This is a genomic window from Pseudoalteromonas sp. L21 (assembly GCF_021728035.1).
In the GTDB taxonomy this organism is placed as follows: Bacteria; Pseudomonadota; Gammaproteobacteria; order Enterobacterales; family Alteromonadaceae; genus Pseudoalteromonas; species Pseudoalteromonas arabiensis.
In genome coordinates this window covers 90152-108912 of record NZ_JAKKCV010000007.1, presented here as the reverse complement: position 1 = coordinate 108912, position 18761 = coordinate 90152, and the positions used below count along the sequence as shown (strand labels likewise).

15 protein-coding genes and 1 pseudogene are annotated in these 18761 nt (G+C 42.6%); 9 read left to right on the top strand and 7 right to left on the bottom strand.

Features of this window, described 5'->3' with window-relative positions; genetic code table 11:
* The first annotated feature begins 83 nt into the window (after nt 1-83).
* The 4 genes from L3V41_RS17915 (at nt 84) to L3V41_RS17900 (ending at nt 7480) form a co-directional block, all read left to right on the top strand.
* Nucleotides 84-2915: a TonB-dependent receptor gene (locus L3V41_RS17915; RefSeq protein ID WP_062567465.1), complete on the top strand. Its 2832-nt coding sequence runs from the start codon at nt 84-86 to the stop codon at nt 2913-2915.
* Between the two features lie 269 nt (nt 2916-3184).
* Complete coding sequence (locus L3V41_RS17910; protein WP_062567467.1) at nt 3185-4522, top strand: MFS transporter; 1338 nt, start codon at nt 3185-3187, stop codon at nt 4520-4522.
* A 77-nt stretch (nt 4523-4599) separates the two neighbouring features.
* A complete protein-coding gene (locus tag L3V41_RS17905; RefSeq protein ID WP_237128217.1) occupies nt 4600-7044 on the top strand; it encodes a glycoside hydrolase family 127 protein in 2445 nt (814 codons plus the stop codon).
* A gap of 10 nt (nt 7045-7054) precedes the next feature.
* Entirely contained in the window at nt 7055-7480 is a 426-nt protein-coding gene (locus tag L3V41_RS17900; RefSeq protein ID WP_062567469.1) for an FKBP-type peptidyl-prolyl cis-trans isomerase, read from the top strand.
* Between the two features lie 183 nt (nt 7481-7663).
* On the opposite strand, the gene L3V41_RS17895 is transcribed toward L3V41_RS17900, so the two are convergent.
* The gene (locus tag L3V41_RS17895) at nt 7664-8638 is read right to left on the bottom strand and encodes an arabinan endo-1,5-alpha-L-arabinosidase (protein ID WP_237128254.1); all 975 of its coding nucleotides are present in this window, start codon (nt 8636-8638) and stop codon (nt 7664-7666) included.
* A 133-nt stretch (nt 8639-8771) separates the two neighbouring features.
* Between L3V41_RS17895 and L3V41_RS17890 the strand changes: the two genes are divergently transcribed.
* The gene (locus tag L3V41_RS17890; protein ID WP_237128216.1) at nt 8772-9800 is read left to right on the top strand and encodes a family 43 glycosylhydrolase; all 1029 of its coding nucleotides are present in this window, start codon (nt 8772-8774) and stop codon (nt 9798-9800) included.
* Between the two features lie 56 nt (nt 9801-9856).
* On the opposite strand, the gene L3V41_RS17885 is transcribed toward L3V41_RS17890, so the two are convergent.
* Nucleotides 9857-11485 carry a sodium:solute symporter gene (locus L3V41_RS17885; RefSeq protein ID WP_062567472.1) on the bottom strand — a complete coding sequence of 543 codons (1629 nt, stop codon included), beginning with the start codon at nt 11483-11485 and terminating at the stop codon, nt 9857-9859.
* Between the two features lie 260 nt (nt 11486-11745).
* On the opposite strand from L3V41_RS17885, the gene L3V41_RS17880 reads away from it, so the two are divergent.
* The 4 genes from L3V41_RS17880 (at nt 11746) to L3V41_RS17865 (ending at nt 15040) form a co-directional block, all read left to right on the top strand.
* Nucleotides 11746-12468, top strand: coding sequence for a FadR/GntR family transcriptional regulator (locus tag L3V41_RS17880; RefSeq protein ID WP_062567473.1), 723 nt, complete (start codon nt 11746-11748; stop codon nt 12466-12468).
* 45 nt (nt 12469-12513) lie between these two features.
* Nucleotides 12514-13293: an SDR family oxidoreductase gene (locus L3V41_RS17875; RefSeq protein ID WP_062567474.1), complete on the top strand. Its 780-nt coding sequence runs from the start codon at nt 12514-12516 to the stop codon at nt 13291-13293.
* A gap of 127 nt (nt 13294-13420) precedes the next feature.
* Nucleotides 13421-14128, top strand: a complete 708-nt coding sequence (locus L3V41_RS17870; protein ID WP_062567475.1) for a sulfite exporter TauE/SafE family protein — start codon at nt 13421-13423, stop codon at nt 14126-14128.
* Between the two features lie 36 nt (nt 14129-14164).
* Nucleotides 14165-15040: an SMP-30/gluconolactonase/LRE family protein gene (locus tag L3V41_RS17865; protein ID WP_237128215.1), complete on the top strand. Its 876-nt coding sequence runs from the start codon at nt 14165-14167 to the stop codon at nt 15038-15040.
* On the opposite strand, the gene L3V41_RS17860 is transcribed toward L3V41_RS17865, so the two are convergent.
* The 5 genes and pseudogenes from L3V41_RS17860 to L3V41_RS17840 form a co-directional block, all read right to left on the bottom strand.
* Entirely contained in the window at nt 15035-15922 is an 888-nt protein-coding gene (locus tag L3V41_RS17860; RefSeq protein WP_237128214.1) for a LysR family transcriptional regulator, read from the bottom strand. The genes L3V41_RS17865 and L3V41_RS17860 overlap by 6 nt on opposite strands.
* Nucleotides 15923-16188: 266 nt before the next feature.
* Complete coding sequence (locus L3V41_RS17855; protein ID WP_062567477.1) at nt 16189-17031, bottom strand: DUF4198 domain-containing protein; 843 nt, start codon at nt 17029-17031, stop codon at nt 16189-16191.
* 9 nt (nt 17032-17040) lie between these two features.
* The gene (locus L3V41_RS17850) at nt 17041-17541 is read right to left on the bottom strand and encodes a DUF2271 domain-containing protein (RefSeq protein WP_054552294.1); all 501 of its coding nucleotides are present in this window, start codon (nt 17539-17541) and stop codon (nt 17041-17043) included.
* Nucleotides 17541-18173: a PepSY-associated TM helix domain-containing protein gene (locus tag L3V41_RS17845; RefSeq protein WP_237114610.1), complete on the bottom strand. Its 633-nt coding sequence runs from the start codon at nt 18171-18173 to the stop codon at nt 17541-17543. The genes L3V41_RS17850 and L3V41_RS17845 overlap by 1 nt, the downstream gene beginning before the upstream one ends.
* A 194-nt stretch (nt 18174-18367) precedes the next feature.
* Nucleotides 18368-18757: pseudogene (locus L3V41_RS17840) on the bottom strand (YbaN family protein); the annotation flags it as partial.
* Nucleotides 18758-18761: the final 4 nt, after the last annotated feature.

The following is an 18761-nucleotide window of genomic DNA, read 5'->3' as shown; positions in this document are numbered from 1 at the left end:
GCACAATACAGTGGTCTCGCTTCGGTAACTGAATGGGGAAAGTTCAGCGGGCCGATATAACTATAATTTGGAGAACACCGCTTATGTTTAAAAGAACACACATAGCCAGTGCTGTAGTTATGGCATTTACTTGTCAATTTGCTTTTGCTCAAGAGGAAACGCCAACCACTCCTGAGAATAGCGCTGATGAAATGGAAGTGATTCAGGTATCTGGTATTCGCGGCAGCTTAAACAAAGCATTAGATGAAAAGCGTGCAAGCGTTCAGATAGTCGATGCCATTGTTGCAGAAGATATTGGTAAGTTTCCTGATAATAACGTGGTTGAAGCATTACAGCGTGTAACGGGGGTACAAACAACGGGTCGTGGTGCTGGTGAAGTAAGTGCAGTTTCAATTCGTGGCTTAACCGATGTTAATACAACTATAAATGGTCGTGCCATCTTTACTGGTGCGGGTCGTGATGTTTCACTACAAGATATTCCAGCAAGCCTTTTATCAGGCGTCACTGTTTATAAAACGCGCTCGGCAGATCAAATTGAGCGTGGTATCGCAGGGGCAATTGACATTAAAACGCACCGTCCATTCAACTTTGAAGGTGAAAAAGTCGTTTTAGCAGCACGTGCAATTTATTCTGATCAGTCTGATGAAATTGATCCTAATATCAGCGCCCTCATTAGCAATCGCTGGGATTTAGAGGGAGCTGGTGAATTTGGTGCGCTATTTAACGTCTCTTATGCAGAAACTAATTATCGCGATGACACAATAACAGCGGGCGCGGCATTCCCATTCTTTACAGATAAACCAGCTGTTGGTTATTCACCTTATTCTCGTATTCCAAATAATGACTCGCAGGGGAATTTGATTTGGCAGGCGGGACTTGAAAGTGGTTTGCCTTCGGCTGCTGGTTCAACATTAAATGTTGATGGTGTACCAACAGAATATTTGTTAGCTCGAGATGCGATTTTCGGTACGTCTTTTACAGGTGTTCGCAAACGACCTGCTGCATCAATATCACTCCAATGGGCTCCTAATGAAACGTTGGAAATTACAGCGGAAGGTTTCTATACCGGTTATGATAATCAGTCTCAAAACGCATTATGGTTCTCAAATACCTTTGAAAATGGTAATGGGAATATTGATACCCCCGTTGTGTTTGATGGTACTAATGTCATTAAAGAGAAACAAGCTATTGGTGCTGGTGGCTTCCAAAGTGGCGACTCTAACTCTGAAAAAACAGACAGTTACCTATATGCACTCGGCGCCGAGTGGCAAGCAAGTGATTACTTAACAATTAACACAGAACTTGTTTATCAAGAAAGTGAGTTTGAAAGCGACTTTTTTGGTATGCGGTTTGATCGTGTTGCTACAGGGTTAGATGTAGACTTTAATGATAATGACGGAATGCCAGGTATTGCATTTTGGGATGATCCGAATACAGCTTTAAATGAAGCAGACATGGCAGCCATCGAAAACTGGAATGCGAGTACATTATACGATAATGGCGGAGGCAACCGAGGCGACGCTCTTACATTTACTTTTGATGCGGAGTACTTAATTGGCGGTACATATTTCGATAAAGTAAAATTTGGTGGTCGTTATGAAAACCGCACCGCAGAGGAGTTTACACGTACTCAGGACAGTGGCATAGCGGATACATCTCTTGCAAGTCTAATTGAACAACTTGCAGCAGCGGGTGCATCGGGTGATGGCTCAGGTGTGGTGTATCAAGTTAATGATTATTTAGATGGTCGTGCAGACGTTTTTGATAGCTTTATTACAGCGGACGGTGGTTACTTACTAAATAATGCGAATGCAATTCGCGGGATTTACGGACTTGAAGCGGAAGATAAATATAAAACCTTTGATATTGAAGAAGATTCATATGCACTTTATGCAACAACGAACTTTTTCTTAACCGAAGATATCAGTGGTGAAATTGGTGTACGTTATGTGAGCTATGAACAAGATATGAAGTTTACAGCTGAAACTGGCACTAATACCAATGTATTTGATACTAGCTCTGCAACTGCAGATGTAAGCAAAGTTCTACCAAGCTTTATGCTTAACTGGAATATTACCGATGATGTGGTTGGCCGTGTAGCGTATACAGAAACGCTGCGTATGCCTAACTTTGCTGATTTGAATGCGCTTCAGTATTGGACTGATCCACTTACTGAGGGGGCGATTTATGGGGAAGGTACTGGCGGTAACCCTGAATTAAAACCGACAGAATCGACTAACTATGATGTTTCCCTTGAGTGGTATTTTGCTGATACAAGTTCACTTTACGCAGCATATTTTAAGCGTGAAATTGAAGGCCTAGTTGTACCTGGCCGCAAAACGGTTGTACGTGAAGGTAACGATGGCGTCACTCGTCCATACGTATTAAGTGCACCCGTTAATGCTTCCAATGGTGAGTTATCAGGTTTCGAGTTAGGTTTAGTTTATTTCCCTGAAGAATTACCAGAATACTTAAATGGCTTAGGTGTGCAAGCAAGTTACACACTGCTTGATTCATCTCAAGACACGCCTGACTTTGACGAAGCAGGTAATATTTCTCGCTATGTAGAATCAGAGATGGCGGGTGTATCTGATGAATCATATAGCATCGTAGGTATTTATGAGCGTGATTCATTCGATATGCGTTTATCTTATGTATGGCGTTCAGAGTTTTATACGGGTAATGAAGCCGCTATCTTTGCTAATCCTTTGCAGTTTTGGAGCCGCCCAGAACAAAGCTTAGACTTCCAATTTAGCTACAATATCAATGAAGATTTTGTTGTGACCTTTGATGCAACAAACATCTTAGATGATGTTTACCAAAGTTACTACGGTGAAGGCAACGACAACCTATTTAACTTTAGTAATGCTATTTACTCACGCACATTTGCCTTGGGTGCACGTTATTCTTTCTAATTCTTAATTAGACCCAAAAACCCCAGCCCTGCTGGGGTTTTTTATTCGTAAAGCGCATGTTTGTTATCAGTCGAAAAGTGTTGCGATTTAATTAGTATGATAATACTATTAATTAAATTAGCATTAAATTTACAAAAATAACGAACGCAATGGCCAAGCTGTGTACTATCTAGGGCTGTAAATTTATTTGATACGCAGTGTTGAAGGCTTGTCATCATTGCTCGAAATAGTGAGCGTTGCTCATTATTGACCATTTAGGGTGTTGTTGTATGGAATCTCAAAAGTTATCCGTTGTAGAAAAGGTCGGCTTTGGTGCCGGTGACATGGCAGTGAATGTCATGGTAGCAGCGTTATTCTATTTTATGTCTTTCTTTTACACCGATATTTACGGGCTTGATCCGGTTGATATGGGTGTGTTGTTTTTAGTGGCGCGTTTTGTTGATGCCTTTACCGATCCTTTAATGGGAGTGATCACCGATAAAGTGAAAACGCGTTGGGGTCAGTTCCGTCACTGGTTCTTATTTTTATCTGTACCTTATGGTCTGTCGGTGATTTTACTCTTTACTACGCCTGATTTTGACTACAACATGAAACTAGCTTGGGCCTATGCGACTTACCTGTTTGCAACCTTAATGTTTACCGGTGTCGCTATTCCTTATATTTCTTACATTGGTGTCTTAACCGCCGATCCAAAAGAGCGTTTGTCAGCCAACGGCTACCGTATGTTTTTCGCTAAGATTGCCAATGTAGTGATTGTATTTTCAGTGCCGCTGCTTGCATCATATTGGGGAGATGGCAGCTTGTCGTATGGTTATAAACTGGCAATGGCGTTGGTATCGGCATGTGCCGTTGCACTGTTCTTATTTTGTTTTTTTACAACGCGCGAACGTATTACTCACGAGCCGCAAAAAGAAAGTGTGCTTACGCAATTAAAAGTGCTACTTAAAAACGATCAATGGTTATTGCTGTGTGCGGCATGTGTACTTGGTACGCTTGGTTATGCGATTCGCGGCAGTGTTGCTATGTATTACGCAACCTATTATTTAGGCGTGCCTGATTTAGCAGGTGCCTTTACTAGTGCGGGTATTGCAGCATCTATTGTCTCTATGGTAGCAAGCACCTGGATCACCCAGCGCTACTGTAAAATGAAGTTATTTCGTCAATCACAAATTGCTGTGCTATTCATCTCATTGCTAATGTATTTTGTGGTGCAGCCGGGTGATGTAATGATGGCGTTTGTGCTGTATATCATCTTGTCATTTGTGGTTGATTTACACGCGCCAGTATTCTGGTCTGCGATTGCAGAAGCCGTAGATTACGGTGAAATTAAAGACGGTGTTCGTGCATCAGGCCTATCGTTTGGTGGTATTTCATTCTGTCAAAAAGCTGGGGGTGGCTTAGCTGGCTTAGCGGGTGGTTTATTACTGGCATTTTTTGAGTACAAGCCTAACGTTGAGCAAACCGAATTCACCCTAATGGGCTTAGCACTGATGCTAACTATCATTCCTGGTGTATTTCATGCACTGCTTGGCTTGATCTTAAAAAAATACAAAATCACCGATGAATACTACACGAATATGGTCATTCATAAGCGCCTACCACACTAACCATCCTTTAAGCGCACACACTTAAAAAGTGTGTGCGCTTTGCTCTTTAAAATAACAATTCGCTGGGAGACAACAGTATGAACACATTCAAAGTTAGCTATTTAGCAAGCGTTTGCGCTGCAATATTAACTGTGAGCGGTTGCAGTGAGCTGCCAACAGACAGTACACAAGCCGTTTCTGTAGAGCATGCTGAACATACCAGCGAACAACATTTATTTGCCCTAAACCAAGTCAGTTTAAGCGCCAGCCCGTTTTTACATGCGCAGCAAATTAATGTGCGTTATTTATTAGCACTTCATCCTGATCAGCTTCTTGCTCCTTATTTGCGTGAAGCAGGTCTTGAACCAAAAGCGCCTAACTATGGCAACTGGGAAAGCACAGGCCTTGATGGCCATATTGGCGGACATTACCTTTCAGCCTTGAGCCTTGCGTGGGCAGCCACCAAAGATGAAGAATTAAAACAGCGTTTAGATTACATGCTAAGCGAGCTGGATCGCGCTCAACAAGCCACAGGAGGTTACTTAGGCGGTATCCCAAATGGCGATGAAATGTGGCAGCAGATTGAAAAGGGTGAGATCAAAGCTGATTTATTCAGCTTAAATGACCGCTGGGTGCCGCTTTATAACATCGATAAAATCTTTCATGGCTTGCGCGATGCATACGACGTAGCCGGCAGTGATAAAGCAAAACAAATGTTATTTAAGTTAGGCGAATGGTTCTTAGCGACCACTGCTAAGCTAACTGATGAGCAAGTTCAACAAATGCTGTACTCAGAGCATGGTGGCTTAAATGATGTGTTTGCTGATATGTACTTTATTAGTGACGATGAGCGTTACTTAAAACTAGCGCGTCAGTTCTCTCATAACATCATTATTGAACCCTTATTACACAAAGAAGATAAGTTAACGGGCCTGCATGCCAATACGCAAATTCCAAAAATTATTGGTATGTTGAAAGTGGCTAATGCCAGCGATGATAAAGCATGGCAGCAAGGTGCTGACTTTTTCTGGAAAACAGTCAGCCAAGAGCGCTCAGTATCAATTGGCGGTAACTCTGTACGTGAACATTTTCACGATAAAAGTGACTTCACGCCAATGGTTGAAGATGTTGAAGGCCCAGAAACCTGCAACACTTACAACATGATGAAACTGAGTAAGTTACTGTTCTTAAAAACCGGTGATACGCGTTATTTAGACTATTATGAGCGCGCCACATATAACCATATTTTATCGTCACAACACCCAGAGCATGGTGGTCTTGTTTACTTTACCTCGATGCGTCCAGGGCATTACCGCATGTATTCATCAGTGCAAGATTCAATGTGGTGTTGCGTAGGCTCAGGTATTGAAAATCACAGCAAATATGGTGAGCTGATTTATAGCAATACCGGTAAAGAGTTATGGGTGAACTTATTTATTCCGAGCACGTTAAATTGGCAACAACAGGGTTTACAGATCACCCAAGACAGCCAATTCCCAGATGATAACAAGCTCTCACTGACCGTGGATCGTTTGTCTGAAGGGCAAAGCACCGAGTCAGTAATTCATATTCGTAAGCCGTCTTGGCAGCAGGGTGAGCTGAGCTTTACTCTAAATGGACAAGCTGTAAGCGCAACCGAAAAAGACGGTTATTACAGCATCAGCCATGCTTGGCAAAGCGGTGACAAACTTGCCTTTGAACTTAGCCCTAAGCTTTATACTGAGCAGCTACCTGATGGTCAGCATTATTATTCGGTGATGTACGGACCTGTTGTCATGGCTACCAAAGTACACGCTTTTGCAAATGAAAAGCTTAACTTTGTTGCCGATAATAGCCGTATGGGCCACATTGCCGCAGGGCCGACTTGTCCGCCAGAAGCGCTGCCAATTATGCTGAGTGAGCCAGAAAAATTTATTGCCGATCTCACTCGTAAGCTAGGCCAAGAGCTCGCATTTATCGCCGATAAAAATGTGGCGATTGCTAAACAAGGTATCGATAACACCAAAAGCACGGAGTTAATTCCGTTCTTCCGTTTACACGATAGCCGCTATCAAGTGTATTGGCCGCAGCAAAGCAAAGCTGAGTTCACGCAATTTGTTGCCGGTGCAAAAGCGGCTGAACAAGCGAAAGAGCAACTTCGTTTATTAACCGTTGATCAAATTACGCCGGGTGAGCAACAACCTGAAGTCGAACACGATTTTAAAGGTGAAGGAACCCGTGCAGGTGTCAATAATGGCTACCATTGGCGCGATGCAACAGGTTGGTTTGAGTATCAGCTTAGTAACCCAGAACAAAAAGCGGTTGCTTTGCGTGTTCGCTATTTTATTGGCGATGTGAACCGTCACTTCTCTATTAATTTAAATGGTGAGCAATTAGCTGCAGTTAGTTTGCCTGTAGGTAGACCAACGGATGAGTTCTACACCATTGATTACCCATTAACAGAGGCAATGAAAAAGTCGACAACGCTGACCTTACGTTTTGCTGCCGACAAAGACTCTGTTGCCGGTGGTATCTATGGTATTCGTTTAATCAACGCACAATAAAGAGTTGGCTATGTTAAGCAACAATGCGTTTGCGACGGCTAAAGAGCATGTTTTACCGTCGCTTTTAGATAACAGCGCCGAGCAACACAGTTTTTACCAAACACCCACAGGGCTTGGTTATCGAATAATTGAGCAAGGTCAGGGGGATAAACCAAGTTGGGATGCCACAGTGACTGTGCATCAACGCCTTACCCTTAAAAATGGTCGGGTGTTATTCGATACTCGCAAGCAAGGTGCTGCTGTAGAGTACGAAATTGCAGAGGCGATAGTGGGCTTGCAGGAAGCATTGCAATTAATGAATAAAGGCAGTCGCTTTGAGGTACTAATACCTGCGCATCTGGCACGCGATGTGTACAGCGTAATTATTGACCAGAAACATCAACAAGGCTGTCAAAGCCCCATGCTCGTTGATATTACCTTGCTTGATTTCGTGTAGCAGATTTCATATCGCGTTGTTTGTTTCTTTTGTTGAGGTTTAACGTAGGGGGTGACGCGAGGTTCGACGCGCGGTAAACCCGCTGCTACAGGGATCGTAGCAGCGATTTTATATCGCGTTTGTTTGTCGTTTTTGATAGTGCGGGTCAACGCTGGGTAACCCCGCTGCGACAGGATTGGATAATTACTTTATAAGCTTGGTTTTAAGCTTGTTTAGGTCGGCTGGGTTTACAATCGGCCAATCGTTTTTCCAGCTCATAGGTAAAATACGTAGCTTTTGTACGCCGTTATCGGCTGTTTCGTAGGCGTGTAATACTAAATAGTCTTTGCCATCAAAGGTGTAAGCAGCATTGTGGCCAAGGGCTGCCCACTCTTTGTTACCTTCAATAACTAAGCTACCACCACCATCAATCATTGAACGACCTTGCTTATCTAAGTATGGGCCCTCGATGTTTTTGCTGCGGCCTACGCGTACGTTGTAAGTACTTTTTACACCTTGGCAGCACTTATCAAATGACACAAACAAATAGTAATAGCCATTCTTTTTAAAGATATAAGGCGCTTCAATTGGGCCATGTTCCGTGTTTGGACGACTCGCAATGTGATGCCATTTTTCAGGTTTTGCTAAGCGCACCATGTCATCATCAAGTTGTACTAGTTTAAGGCCACCCCAGAACGAACCAAAGCTCATCCACAGTGTGCCCTTGTCATCTTCGATTATCGCAGGGTCGATAGCGTTCCAATCGTCACGCTCAGGTACAGACTCAACCACAATACCGTAGTCAATCCACTTGTAATCAGGTGAAGCAGGGTCAAGGGTTTCGTTAACCGTTACACCAATTGCCGAGGTATTTTTGCCAAATGCAGAGACTGAGTAATAAAGGTAAAACTTACCATTTTTTTTGTACACATCGGGTGCCCATAAGTGGCCCCCGAAATTAGGGGAAACACGCTTTGCCCAACTTGGCTCATCTTTAAAAACGCGGCCTGTGAGCTTCCAGTTGGTTAAATCTTTCGATTCATAATAGGTAATACCAGGGCCTGTGCTAAATACATAATAGGTGTCGCCTTCTTTAGTCATCACCGGATCGTGTACTTCAACTTGCTTTGCAGATACGGCTGCGGCAGAAAAAAGTAGCCCTGTTGAAAGCCACTTCATCGCTTGTGTCACGTTACTTACGGGTCTCATGCTTGAATACCTTTTGTTGTTTTAACTCTTGTGTTCATTCAGCTACTATATAATATGTAATACAATATTAACAATAAAATCGAGACAAAATACAGGACACATTATGCTTAAGAAACTACCTCGGCTTACGCTTCTTACTGCGTTAAGCGCTTCGTCATTGCAAGTGCTTGCTGATGCTAATAGTAGCAAGACTCTAGCGCCAATTGATAACCCCATTGTACTCAAACGTGCTGATCCTTGGTTAGTTCGTGATGAAAAAAGTGGCTGTTACACGTTTATAGGCAGTTCGCCGAAATTTGATGAAATTGAGCTGCGCCAAGCTTGTCGTTTAAACGATTTAAAAATAGCTGAGCCGAAGGTAATTTGGCAAAAGCGCGATAAAGGCCCAATGAGTGTCAATATTTGGGCGCCTGAACTGCACCAAATTGATGGTAGTTGGTATATCTATTTTGCCGCAGGTGATGTCGAAAAACCGTTCAGTATTCGCATGTATGCGCTTAAAAATGGCAGTGCTAACCCAATGCAAGGTGAGTGGCAAGAAATGGGGCAAGTAACTAGCCACCTTGATAGTTTTTCGCTTGATGCTACAAGTTTTACGCACAAGGGTAAGCGTTACATGATTTGGGCGCAGCAGAACCAGCCTGCAACTTATAACTCGGCTTTATGGTTAGCTGAAATGGACTCGCCCACATCAATTAAAGAGCCCATTATCGTGATTACTGAGCCAACCCTTGATTGGGAAGTGCAAGGCTACAAGGTGAACGAAGGTGCTGCAGTTATCACCCATGGCGATAAAATATTTGTCACTTATTCAGCCAGTGCAACCGATCATCGCTATGCGATGGGCTTGCTATGGGCAGATGTGAATGCTGATTTACTTGACCCTGCTAGTTGGCATAAGAAGGCTGAGCCGGTGTTTACGAGCAATGCTGAGCTGGGTCGTTTTGGTCCTGGGCACAACAGTTTTGTAAAAGCTGAAGATGGTGTAACCGATTTAATGATTTATCACAGTCGTGACTATAAAGAGCTGAAAGGCACACCGCTTACAGATCCAAATCGCCATGCGCGAGCACGCATTATTACGTGGGATAAAAATGGCTTTCCAGTGTTTTCACCAGAGCTTGCTGATTAATTATTTATAATAAAAAAGGGCGCCAATTGGCGCCCTAGAACTTTGGGAACAAATGGTTACCAGAAGCGGTAGTAAATAAAAGCAGTAATACCAATAATACCTGCGGTATGAATGTAATCCCATTTATCTAAGCCGGCAGCCACTTCTTTCATAGTTGCTTTATCTAGGCTTGAGAAAGTAAGACCTTTCAATTGTTCTTCGTCTGCTTGCTTGGTAAACATACTCACCACAATCATAATCGCAACGACCACGACAAATAGCAGAATACAGTAATATAACCAGTTCATTGTGGTGATCCACGCAAATGATGAACCTGTTAAATCATCTTTAAATGGCAGTAACACTAAGCGGATCATACCAAGTACAAAACCCGACACTAAGCCCACAAAACCCGCTGTTGGAGTGATGCGTTTACTACATAAACCCAATAAGAATACCGCAGCAATACCTGGTGCAATAAGAGACTGCACACTTTGCAGGTATTCATACAGCACATCAGCTATTAAGCTCATGACGGGTATCCACAATAGGCCTAATACAACAATCACGATAGTGGCAATTCGGCCTACTTTAAGAAGATGCTTTTCACTCGATTCAGGTTTGAATTTCTTATAAAAATCAATGGTGAACAAGGTTGCAGATGAGTTAAATAATGAGGCTAAAGAGCTCATAAGCGCGGCTACTAAGCCCCCGATTACAATTCCTTTAACACCGGCTGGTAATAGCTCAGCAACTAAAGTAGGAAAGGCTTGGTCAGCACTTTCATAGCTAATAATACCTTTAACATTCAATGCATAAGCAATCATGCCCGGTACTAAGAAGATAAATACAGGAAGTAGTTTTAGGTAACCCGCGAACATGGTACCGCGACGCGCTTCTTTAATGCCTTTTGCAGATAAGACACGTTGTACAATGTATTGGTCTGTACACCAATACCAAAAACCAATAATGAATGAACCAAATACTATGCCTGGCCAAGGAAATTCAGCATCTGAAGCGCTGCGAATGAGGTGCATATTGGCATCATTGATACGCTCAACTTCTGCCCAGCCACCTACTTTATCTAAACCAACCACTAATATGACTAAGGAGCCAATAATGAGCACTGGTGTTTGCAACACCGAGGTCCACATAATGGCTTTCATACCGCCAAGTACCGTATAAATACCGGTGATCACCACAAGGCCAATGGCTGAAATCCAGAAGAAATCGATACCCCAAATACTCTCAATACCTAAGATTGTTTTAAATGCGATGCCGCCGGCATAAACCGTTACTGCGACCTTGGTTAATACATAACTAATCAATGAGATTACAGATAAGAAAGTCCGTGATTTAGAGTTAAAGCGGCGCTCTAAGAATTCTGGCATGGTGTAGACTTTACTACTCCAATAAAAAGGCACGAAAATCCAACCGAGTAGTAGAATGATCCACGATTGCATTTCCCAGTGAGCCAATGCCATACCCGATTGTGCACCTGAACCTGAAAGACCCACTAAATGTTCTGAGCCAATGTTTGAGGCGAAAATAGAGGCACCAATCACTAACCAACTTGCATTACGACCCGCTAAAAAATAATCAGCGGTGTCTTCTTCTTTTTGTCGCATAGACATCACGACAACGCCCAGCAACAGGACAAAAAATCCTGCGAGCACTGCCCAATCTAAGGTACTTAGTTCGACCATTGTGTGTTCCACCTAATTATGAAAAGTGAATATTGTTTTATAATTGTCAAATAAAAATATTATATTATAAATGGCTCGAGTGAAAGAGATTTGTTAAAATAAGGTGACAGTTAGTACATAAAATAGTGACTTAAAAGCTTGGTTTTTGTTCATTTATTCTGAACGTATTTATCTTTGCTTTTGATTTTAAAGAATAATTTGCAGGATGACGGAAGCAGTATATAAATGTATCATATACCCAGATCTTTTGAGGAACACTTATGGCGCGTTTAGAGAATTTAAACCTATCACAACAAGTTACCAATGAGCTTGGTAAAGCAATCATTGTTGGTGATTACAATACTGAAACGGGGCTACCAACCGAAGCACAATTATGTGAAGTGTATGGTATTAGTCGCACAGCTGTTCGTGAAGCAGTGAAAATGCTCGCTGCAAAAGGACTGATTTCTTCTCGTCCACGACAAGGTATTCGTGTGGAGTCAGCGGAGAACTGGAACTTATACGACACAAGCGTATTGAAATGGTTGCTTGAAAGCAGCCCATCATTATATGTATTAAAAGAGTTTTTACAGGTTCGCTTGGCGATTGAACCACAAGCAGCGGCACTTGCTGCAAGAAAAGGCGATCAAGCAGCCATCGCAGAAATTAAAATTGCATTAGATAAAATGCAAGCGGCAGCAGAAGAGCCAGAAGGCGTGATGCATGAGCCTGACCTTGCGTTCCACACGGCAATTTTGCACGCCAGTGGCAACCGTTTTTTCTATCAATTACGTGATTTTATTCGCACTGCGCTGCACGTGAGTATTCAACATACCACACCCGCTAAAGGCAATAAGAAGGCCATCGCAGAAGAACACTTTAAAGTGTATAACGCGATTGCAAGCGGTGACCCTGAGCGCGCTAAAAACATGATGACGTACATGATTGACGAAGCGATGGCGTTTATTGAAAAAGAAATCGCTGACAAAGAAGCGGCTAGATAAACATCGCTTCTTGACGTTGTAATTATTTTAAAACAAAAGGTTATCATGCCAAATTCAAACGAGCTAAAAACAGTTTACCCAAGCCTTGCTGGTAAAAGTGTGTTTATTACTGGCGGTGCATCGGGAATTGGTGAAGTAATGGTAACGCGGTTCTGCGAACAGGGCGCGAAAGTCACTTTTGTTGATATTGCAAGTGAGCAGAGCAATGCTTTATGCGCGAAATTAGCTGGTAAATATGAGTTTGACCCACAATTTATTCATTGTGATATACGTGACGTTGAAGCTTTACAAGCGGCTATAGAGCAAACTCGCCAGCAACAGGGAGACATTGCTGTGTTAATTAATAACGCAGCCGATGACACCCGTCACGCCGCTGAAAATATGGATGTGAAATATTGGGAAGACAAGTTTTCAGTCAACTTACGCCCATGTTTCTTTTCGTCGCAAGCAGTGGTTGAGCACATGCAGCGTTTAGGTGGTGGTAGCATTATTAATATGGGGTCGGTAAGCTGGCGTATTAAGCAAACTGGCATGCCAGCCTACACAACAGCAAAAGCGGGTATTGAAGGGTTAACCCGCTCATTGGCTGCTTCTTATGGTAAAGATAATATTCGTGTGAATTCACTGGTGCCAGGCTGGGTGATGACAGAACGCCAAATCACGCATTGGCTAACCCCAGAAATGATTGAAGATGTTCGTTTAAGTCAATGTATTAACGAAACAATTCAACCAGACCATGTTGTCAATGCTGCATTGTTTTTAGCCGCTGATGACAGTTGTATGATGACAGCACAATCGCTCATCGTGGATGCAGGTTGGACTTAATTTTTGAAGTAATTGCTAAATAGCTAATCTGTAATAAAATTTTTTACACAACTCAAATAATACTATAATAGTAAAATACGTGTTATAGAATTAACACAGCTTATACATAGGAAGGTGGTAAGAAAGTTTGACCGACTTTGTTCTTGTTTATTTAATTTTGATTATTGGCGCTTGTCTACAAAGTGTTATTGGCTTTGGTTTAGGCATGTTATGTGTTCCTGTGCTCTATTGGCTAATGCCAGAGCTAGTGCCTGGACCTATGATTTTGAATGCGCTGTTTTTAACCTCAGTGTTAATGATTAAACACCGCGGTGCGATAGACATGAAACAAACGGGTATATCCATCATAGGTGGTGCAGTGGGGGTTATCTTTGCAGCTGTGGTGATGTGGTATGTCAATGCCAAGCAATATCAGCTATTGCTTGGGGTGAGTATTTTGGTGGTGGTGGCTTTGTCTATCATAGGTATGAAACCGAAAATCTCTACCATCACTAGCTTGCTTGCGTCAATGTCATCGGGCTTTTTAGGCACCACGACCTCTGCTGGTGGGGCACCGATGGGACTACTTTATCAAGCTGAAGATAAAGACAAAATTAAAGCGAACCTGAGTGCCTTTTTCGTATTCATAAACCTGTTTGGCATTATTGTACTTATGCTGACAGGCTCTGCCGATATCAGCGATGTGAAGCTGTTTTTCTTATGTTTACCTGCAATTTTAACCGGTTGGGGTCTATCTTTTGTGATTAATAATAACCTTAATGAAAAGGCCATTCGCGGCATTATCTTGCTGGTGGCTGGTTTATCTGGTCTAGCACTTATTTTCATACACAGATAGAATAAGAATAGTTCCGCTGTTCGTGTAATGAAGCCTATGCTCGATGACACCATTAAAATAATCATTTCTAGCCAGTGCCAATTGGGCGAAGGTGCCTACTTTGCAAAAGCGCATAACTGCTTATTTTGGGTCGATATTTTAGGTCAACGCTTATTTCGTTTAGATTGCCAATCGATGCGAGTTAGCCAGTTTACCATGCCAGAACCTATTTGTTGGGTAATGGAAACCGAGCAAGGCGGTCTGGTGGCAGGCTTTGCGAGAGGCATCTATAAACTTAACAGTGAAAACTTTAGCCGTGAATTACTTTTTTCAATTGACCACGAACCCTCACAAAACCGTTTAAACGATGGTAAAACGTCTCGCCAAGGCTTTGGCTTTTTTGGCTCAATGGACTCTCAAGAGCAAAGCAATAGTGGCAAGTTATATCGTTTTGGTCATGGCCAGGCTCCGACAGCCGTTGATCATGACTACACTATTAGTAATGGCCCTGCGGTAAGTAAAAATGGTCAGTTTCTATATTCTACAGACTCAGATAAACAAACAATCTACCGCTTTACTCTGAGTGAGCAAGGTGAGCTTGCTGATAAAAAAGAGTTTATTCGCTTTACTGAGAATATGGGTTTTCCAGATGGCATGACCGTGGATAGCGAGGAGCATTTGTGGGTTGCCGCGTGGAATGGCTATGGCGTTTATCGTTTTGCACCAACGGGTGAGCAGGTGCAGTTTATTCGCTTGCCCGCACCACGTGTTACCAGTGTCGCCTTTGTTGGCGAAGAGCTCACACATTTAGCTGTGACCACTGCGACAGTTGGCCTTGAAGACTCTGTACTCGCTGATTACCCGCACAGTGGTGGCGTATTTATACTTGAGCCTGGCGTTAAAGGGATTGCTGAAACGCCCTTAAAGCTATAGGTTTTCCATTACTTGATAACGCAATTCGCCAAGAAATGCCCGCGCTGCTGGGCCCAATTTGTCACCATCTTTAAAGAGCAAATGTAACTTAGCGCTGCGGCTACTGTTATGGGTTAAATTAAGTGCTTTCATTTGCCCCGTAGCAAGTTGCTTTTCGATCGCTATTTTTGGTAACCATGCAAAGCCAAGGCCATTACTAATCATATCAATCGAAGTGCGCATATGAGTAACCGTCCAGCGCTGATCGGCACCTAACCAGCCACCATCTTGTTTGTGTTTATTGGCTGAATCGCGAACAACAATTTGTCGGTGTGACTTTAAATCTTCAAGTGTGATTACGCGGTCTATCCCATGCAAAGGATGATCAGGGTGCGCCACGGCAATAAATTCGATATCGCATAACTCTTCGTGAAAGTTTGCTGCGATTGGAAAGCCAGTAATGGCAATATCAACCTGATCATTTTCGAGCAATTCATTACCCCCCATCAGCACAGACTCATGGAGTTCAATGCGCAGTTGTGGGTATTGTGAAGAGGTGTCGTTAAGCACTTTATAAAGCAACTGCTGTGGAAAAATAGCATCCACAGCAATGCGTAACTTGCTTTCGACGCCTTCACCTAAAGTTTGGCCTATGGCTTCAACTTTTGCGGCTTCATCAAGTAAGTAATTAGCGCGGCGCAGCATCATTTCACCAGCTTCAGTGAGCACGGTTTTGCGGCCTTGAATGCTGAATAATTTTACATTAAGTGTCGATTCAATCTTGCCAACCGCATTATGAATACTCGATTGGCTTTTATGAATACCTTGCGAGGCTTGGTTAAAGCCACCAAATTCAACAACAGCACGAAACATGCGCCACTGTTCTAGCGTAATTCTTAGCATGAGGTTCCTTTGCTAGAGCGGTTGCCTAAAATAGTATCTATAAAGTGTAAAAAGTTTACTTTTCGTTGTTTAACGCCTAATTAAACACCACGTTAGCTTTAAGCGTCTAGTGCGCTTAATAAACTGATTGGCATCATCTTAGCTGTCATTGACTGAGCTGGCGACTAATTTGAATTATTATTAGAAAGACAGTAGCTGCGAGCGCGCAGTTGACTACAGTCTTTCTAGAAAATAGCATTAGGCCAATTAAGGCCTAATTGAGTGGATTATTCAGGGGCAACTTCAAGCGTTGTAAATAATGCATAGCGCACACTATCGATGTCTGCTTCTGTTGGCTTTTGATCAACAGATGCTTCAATCAGATACATATCTGCGTGGGCGAATGTCACCGTAAAGAAGCCTTTTTTATCGGTTGTTACTTTAACTTCGTCACGCTCATTACGGTAGCGCGCACTACCACGCACAATTGCAAGCTCAACGTCAGCAGCTGGTTTGCCATCCATTAATAATTGGAACTTAGCTTCTTCACCAGCAAATAGATCGTTTGGGTGAGTCGGGCCTGAAATTTCTAAACCTTGCCCAAGCAATGTTGGCTTAGAAGTACCATTACGGCTTACAAAAGTATCAACCGTTGCGATAGATTTTACAGTGCGTACATCGGTTGCGCCTGCTGGTAGGTCTGCTTCTTTTTTACCTGCGAACACACGACCGCGATTGCCATCTTTGTCTTTATAGAAAGTCATTAGCATTGGCTTTTGCTGCATAGCAATATGGTAAGTACCGTCTTGAGATAAACTCACTGCTGCTGAGTTTTTGCGTTTTAAGTAGTATGCACGAATCGTTTCTTCAACCGGCTTGCCATTTGGAGCAAGGGCAATTAATAAATTGTCGTCATACTCTGCGCCTTTTTGTTTTGGGCGATATGCTTTATCTGGGCTAAACAACTCATTCGAAATACTGGCATCGATCATCACATAGTGAGTTTTCTCACCTGATAAAGAAGTGTGAGATGGCATTAACCAACGGGCGTGTGCTTGTGCATAGCCAGAGGCAAGTGCAGTGAAGGTTACTGCGCCGATCAGCGCCGTTTTTAATAATTTTAATTTCATTGTTTGTCCTTAATTACTGGTAATGGTAACAAAGCTAGTCGCGAACTCTTTTTCGCCTTTAATTGTGACTTTGCCGTCTTTCGTTAAGTCGATTTCAACGCGGGTGTAATCTCGGCCACCTTCTTCACGCACAACTTCGACATTAAGCAGGTAGCTACCAGGTTTAACTGGGTTGCCCTTTAAATCTTTACCTTGCCATTCAATGGTGTAAGTACCTGGGCGTTTTGTTGCACCCGTCACACCATCAAAGTTGTCGTTGCTACGACCTGCTTTTCGCCACCATTGACGTAAGTCTTTAAACCATTCAGCTTTTTCGACCCAAAGTGCAATAGTGGTAACGTGTTTACGTTCAGGTGTTTCTAGCCATAGCGCCACGTAAGGGCGATGATATGGGGAAACATCTAGCTCAGGTAAGGTAAATTCAACGGTTAGGTTGGGATCTTTTGCAAAGCTCAGTGGGCTGAATAAACAGCCAATTAGTAGAGCAACGAGTAAGTGGGCTTGTTTCATTAAGATACTCCTTTAAGTTGAGGCACCCAAACTAGATAAATAACCAAAGGCGTGGCAACACCAAGAAGCGTTAACCACAGGCCTGCGGCACGTTTTTTACGGTTTTGAAAGAGAATAATTAATCCGGTGATAGCAAACAGAATCATCAAAACAGCTGAGATATCAATCACCCAGCTCCATGCTTCGCCGGTATGGCGGCCTTTGTGTAAGTCGCCAATCAGACTCATAAAGCCACCGATTTGATAATCAATATTAAGCTCACCGGTTTGAAAATCGATTTCGGCGTAGGCAAAGCCGGCCGGAAGCGGGTAGTCGAGCATCACCAACGCATCTTCTTTTTCCCATTCAATGCTTTTTACATTGCTGAGTGAAAACTCCTGCTGCATGTAACCTTCAATCTCGGGATAGAGGCTCGGTAAGGTATCGAGATTTGCTTGTGCTTTTTCAAAGAGTTCAGCAGAGATTAGTCGTTGGCTTTGCCCGTTTTGCTTGTCGTTTTCTAACCAATCAACATGATTAAGGATGATACCGCTAACACAAAAAAGAATGAGCAAAAAGAACAGTGCAGTTGAAAGGTATATATGCAAAGCACGACTTACGCTATAAAACGTGCGCTTATTAATAGAAAACATAAAACAGGCTATTCGTTAAATATATGGGCATGATAATGATTTGTATTTACTATAACAAGTAGGTTTACGTTCTTTACATTTGTGTTTTAGAAGTGAATCGCTAAGTAAGCTATTATGGCGAGTTTTGATGAAATCAAGCAAGCAAGTAGTGTCAAGCGGACTTGCGAAGAAATGGTTATTCGAAGAAGTGGTAATTTATTCGGGGCTGATGGACGGTTTATTAGATAACCCAATACGCCTATTTCAATAACGGCAACTAAATACATAACCCAAACCGGCGCTGCGCTTTGTAATAAAAATATATAACCTAGTGCCATACCAAAAGCAGCTAAAAACTTAGCACGGGTTGGTACTATTTTGTGCTCTTGCCAGTGTCTAAGTGACTCTCCGTATCGGGGGTGATTTAGGAGCCAAGCAGAAAGTTTGGGCGAAGAACGTGTAAAGCAAGCTAAAGCTAAAATAAAGAAAATTGTTGTCGGCATGACAGGCAAAGCAATACCTATGATACCAAGCGCTACCATTAATAGACCAACCGCTTGATAGCAGCTGTTTTTAGATGCAGTTAATACAGCTCTTACATTCATAAAT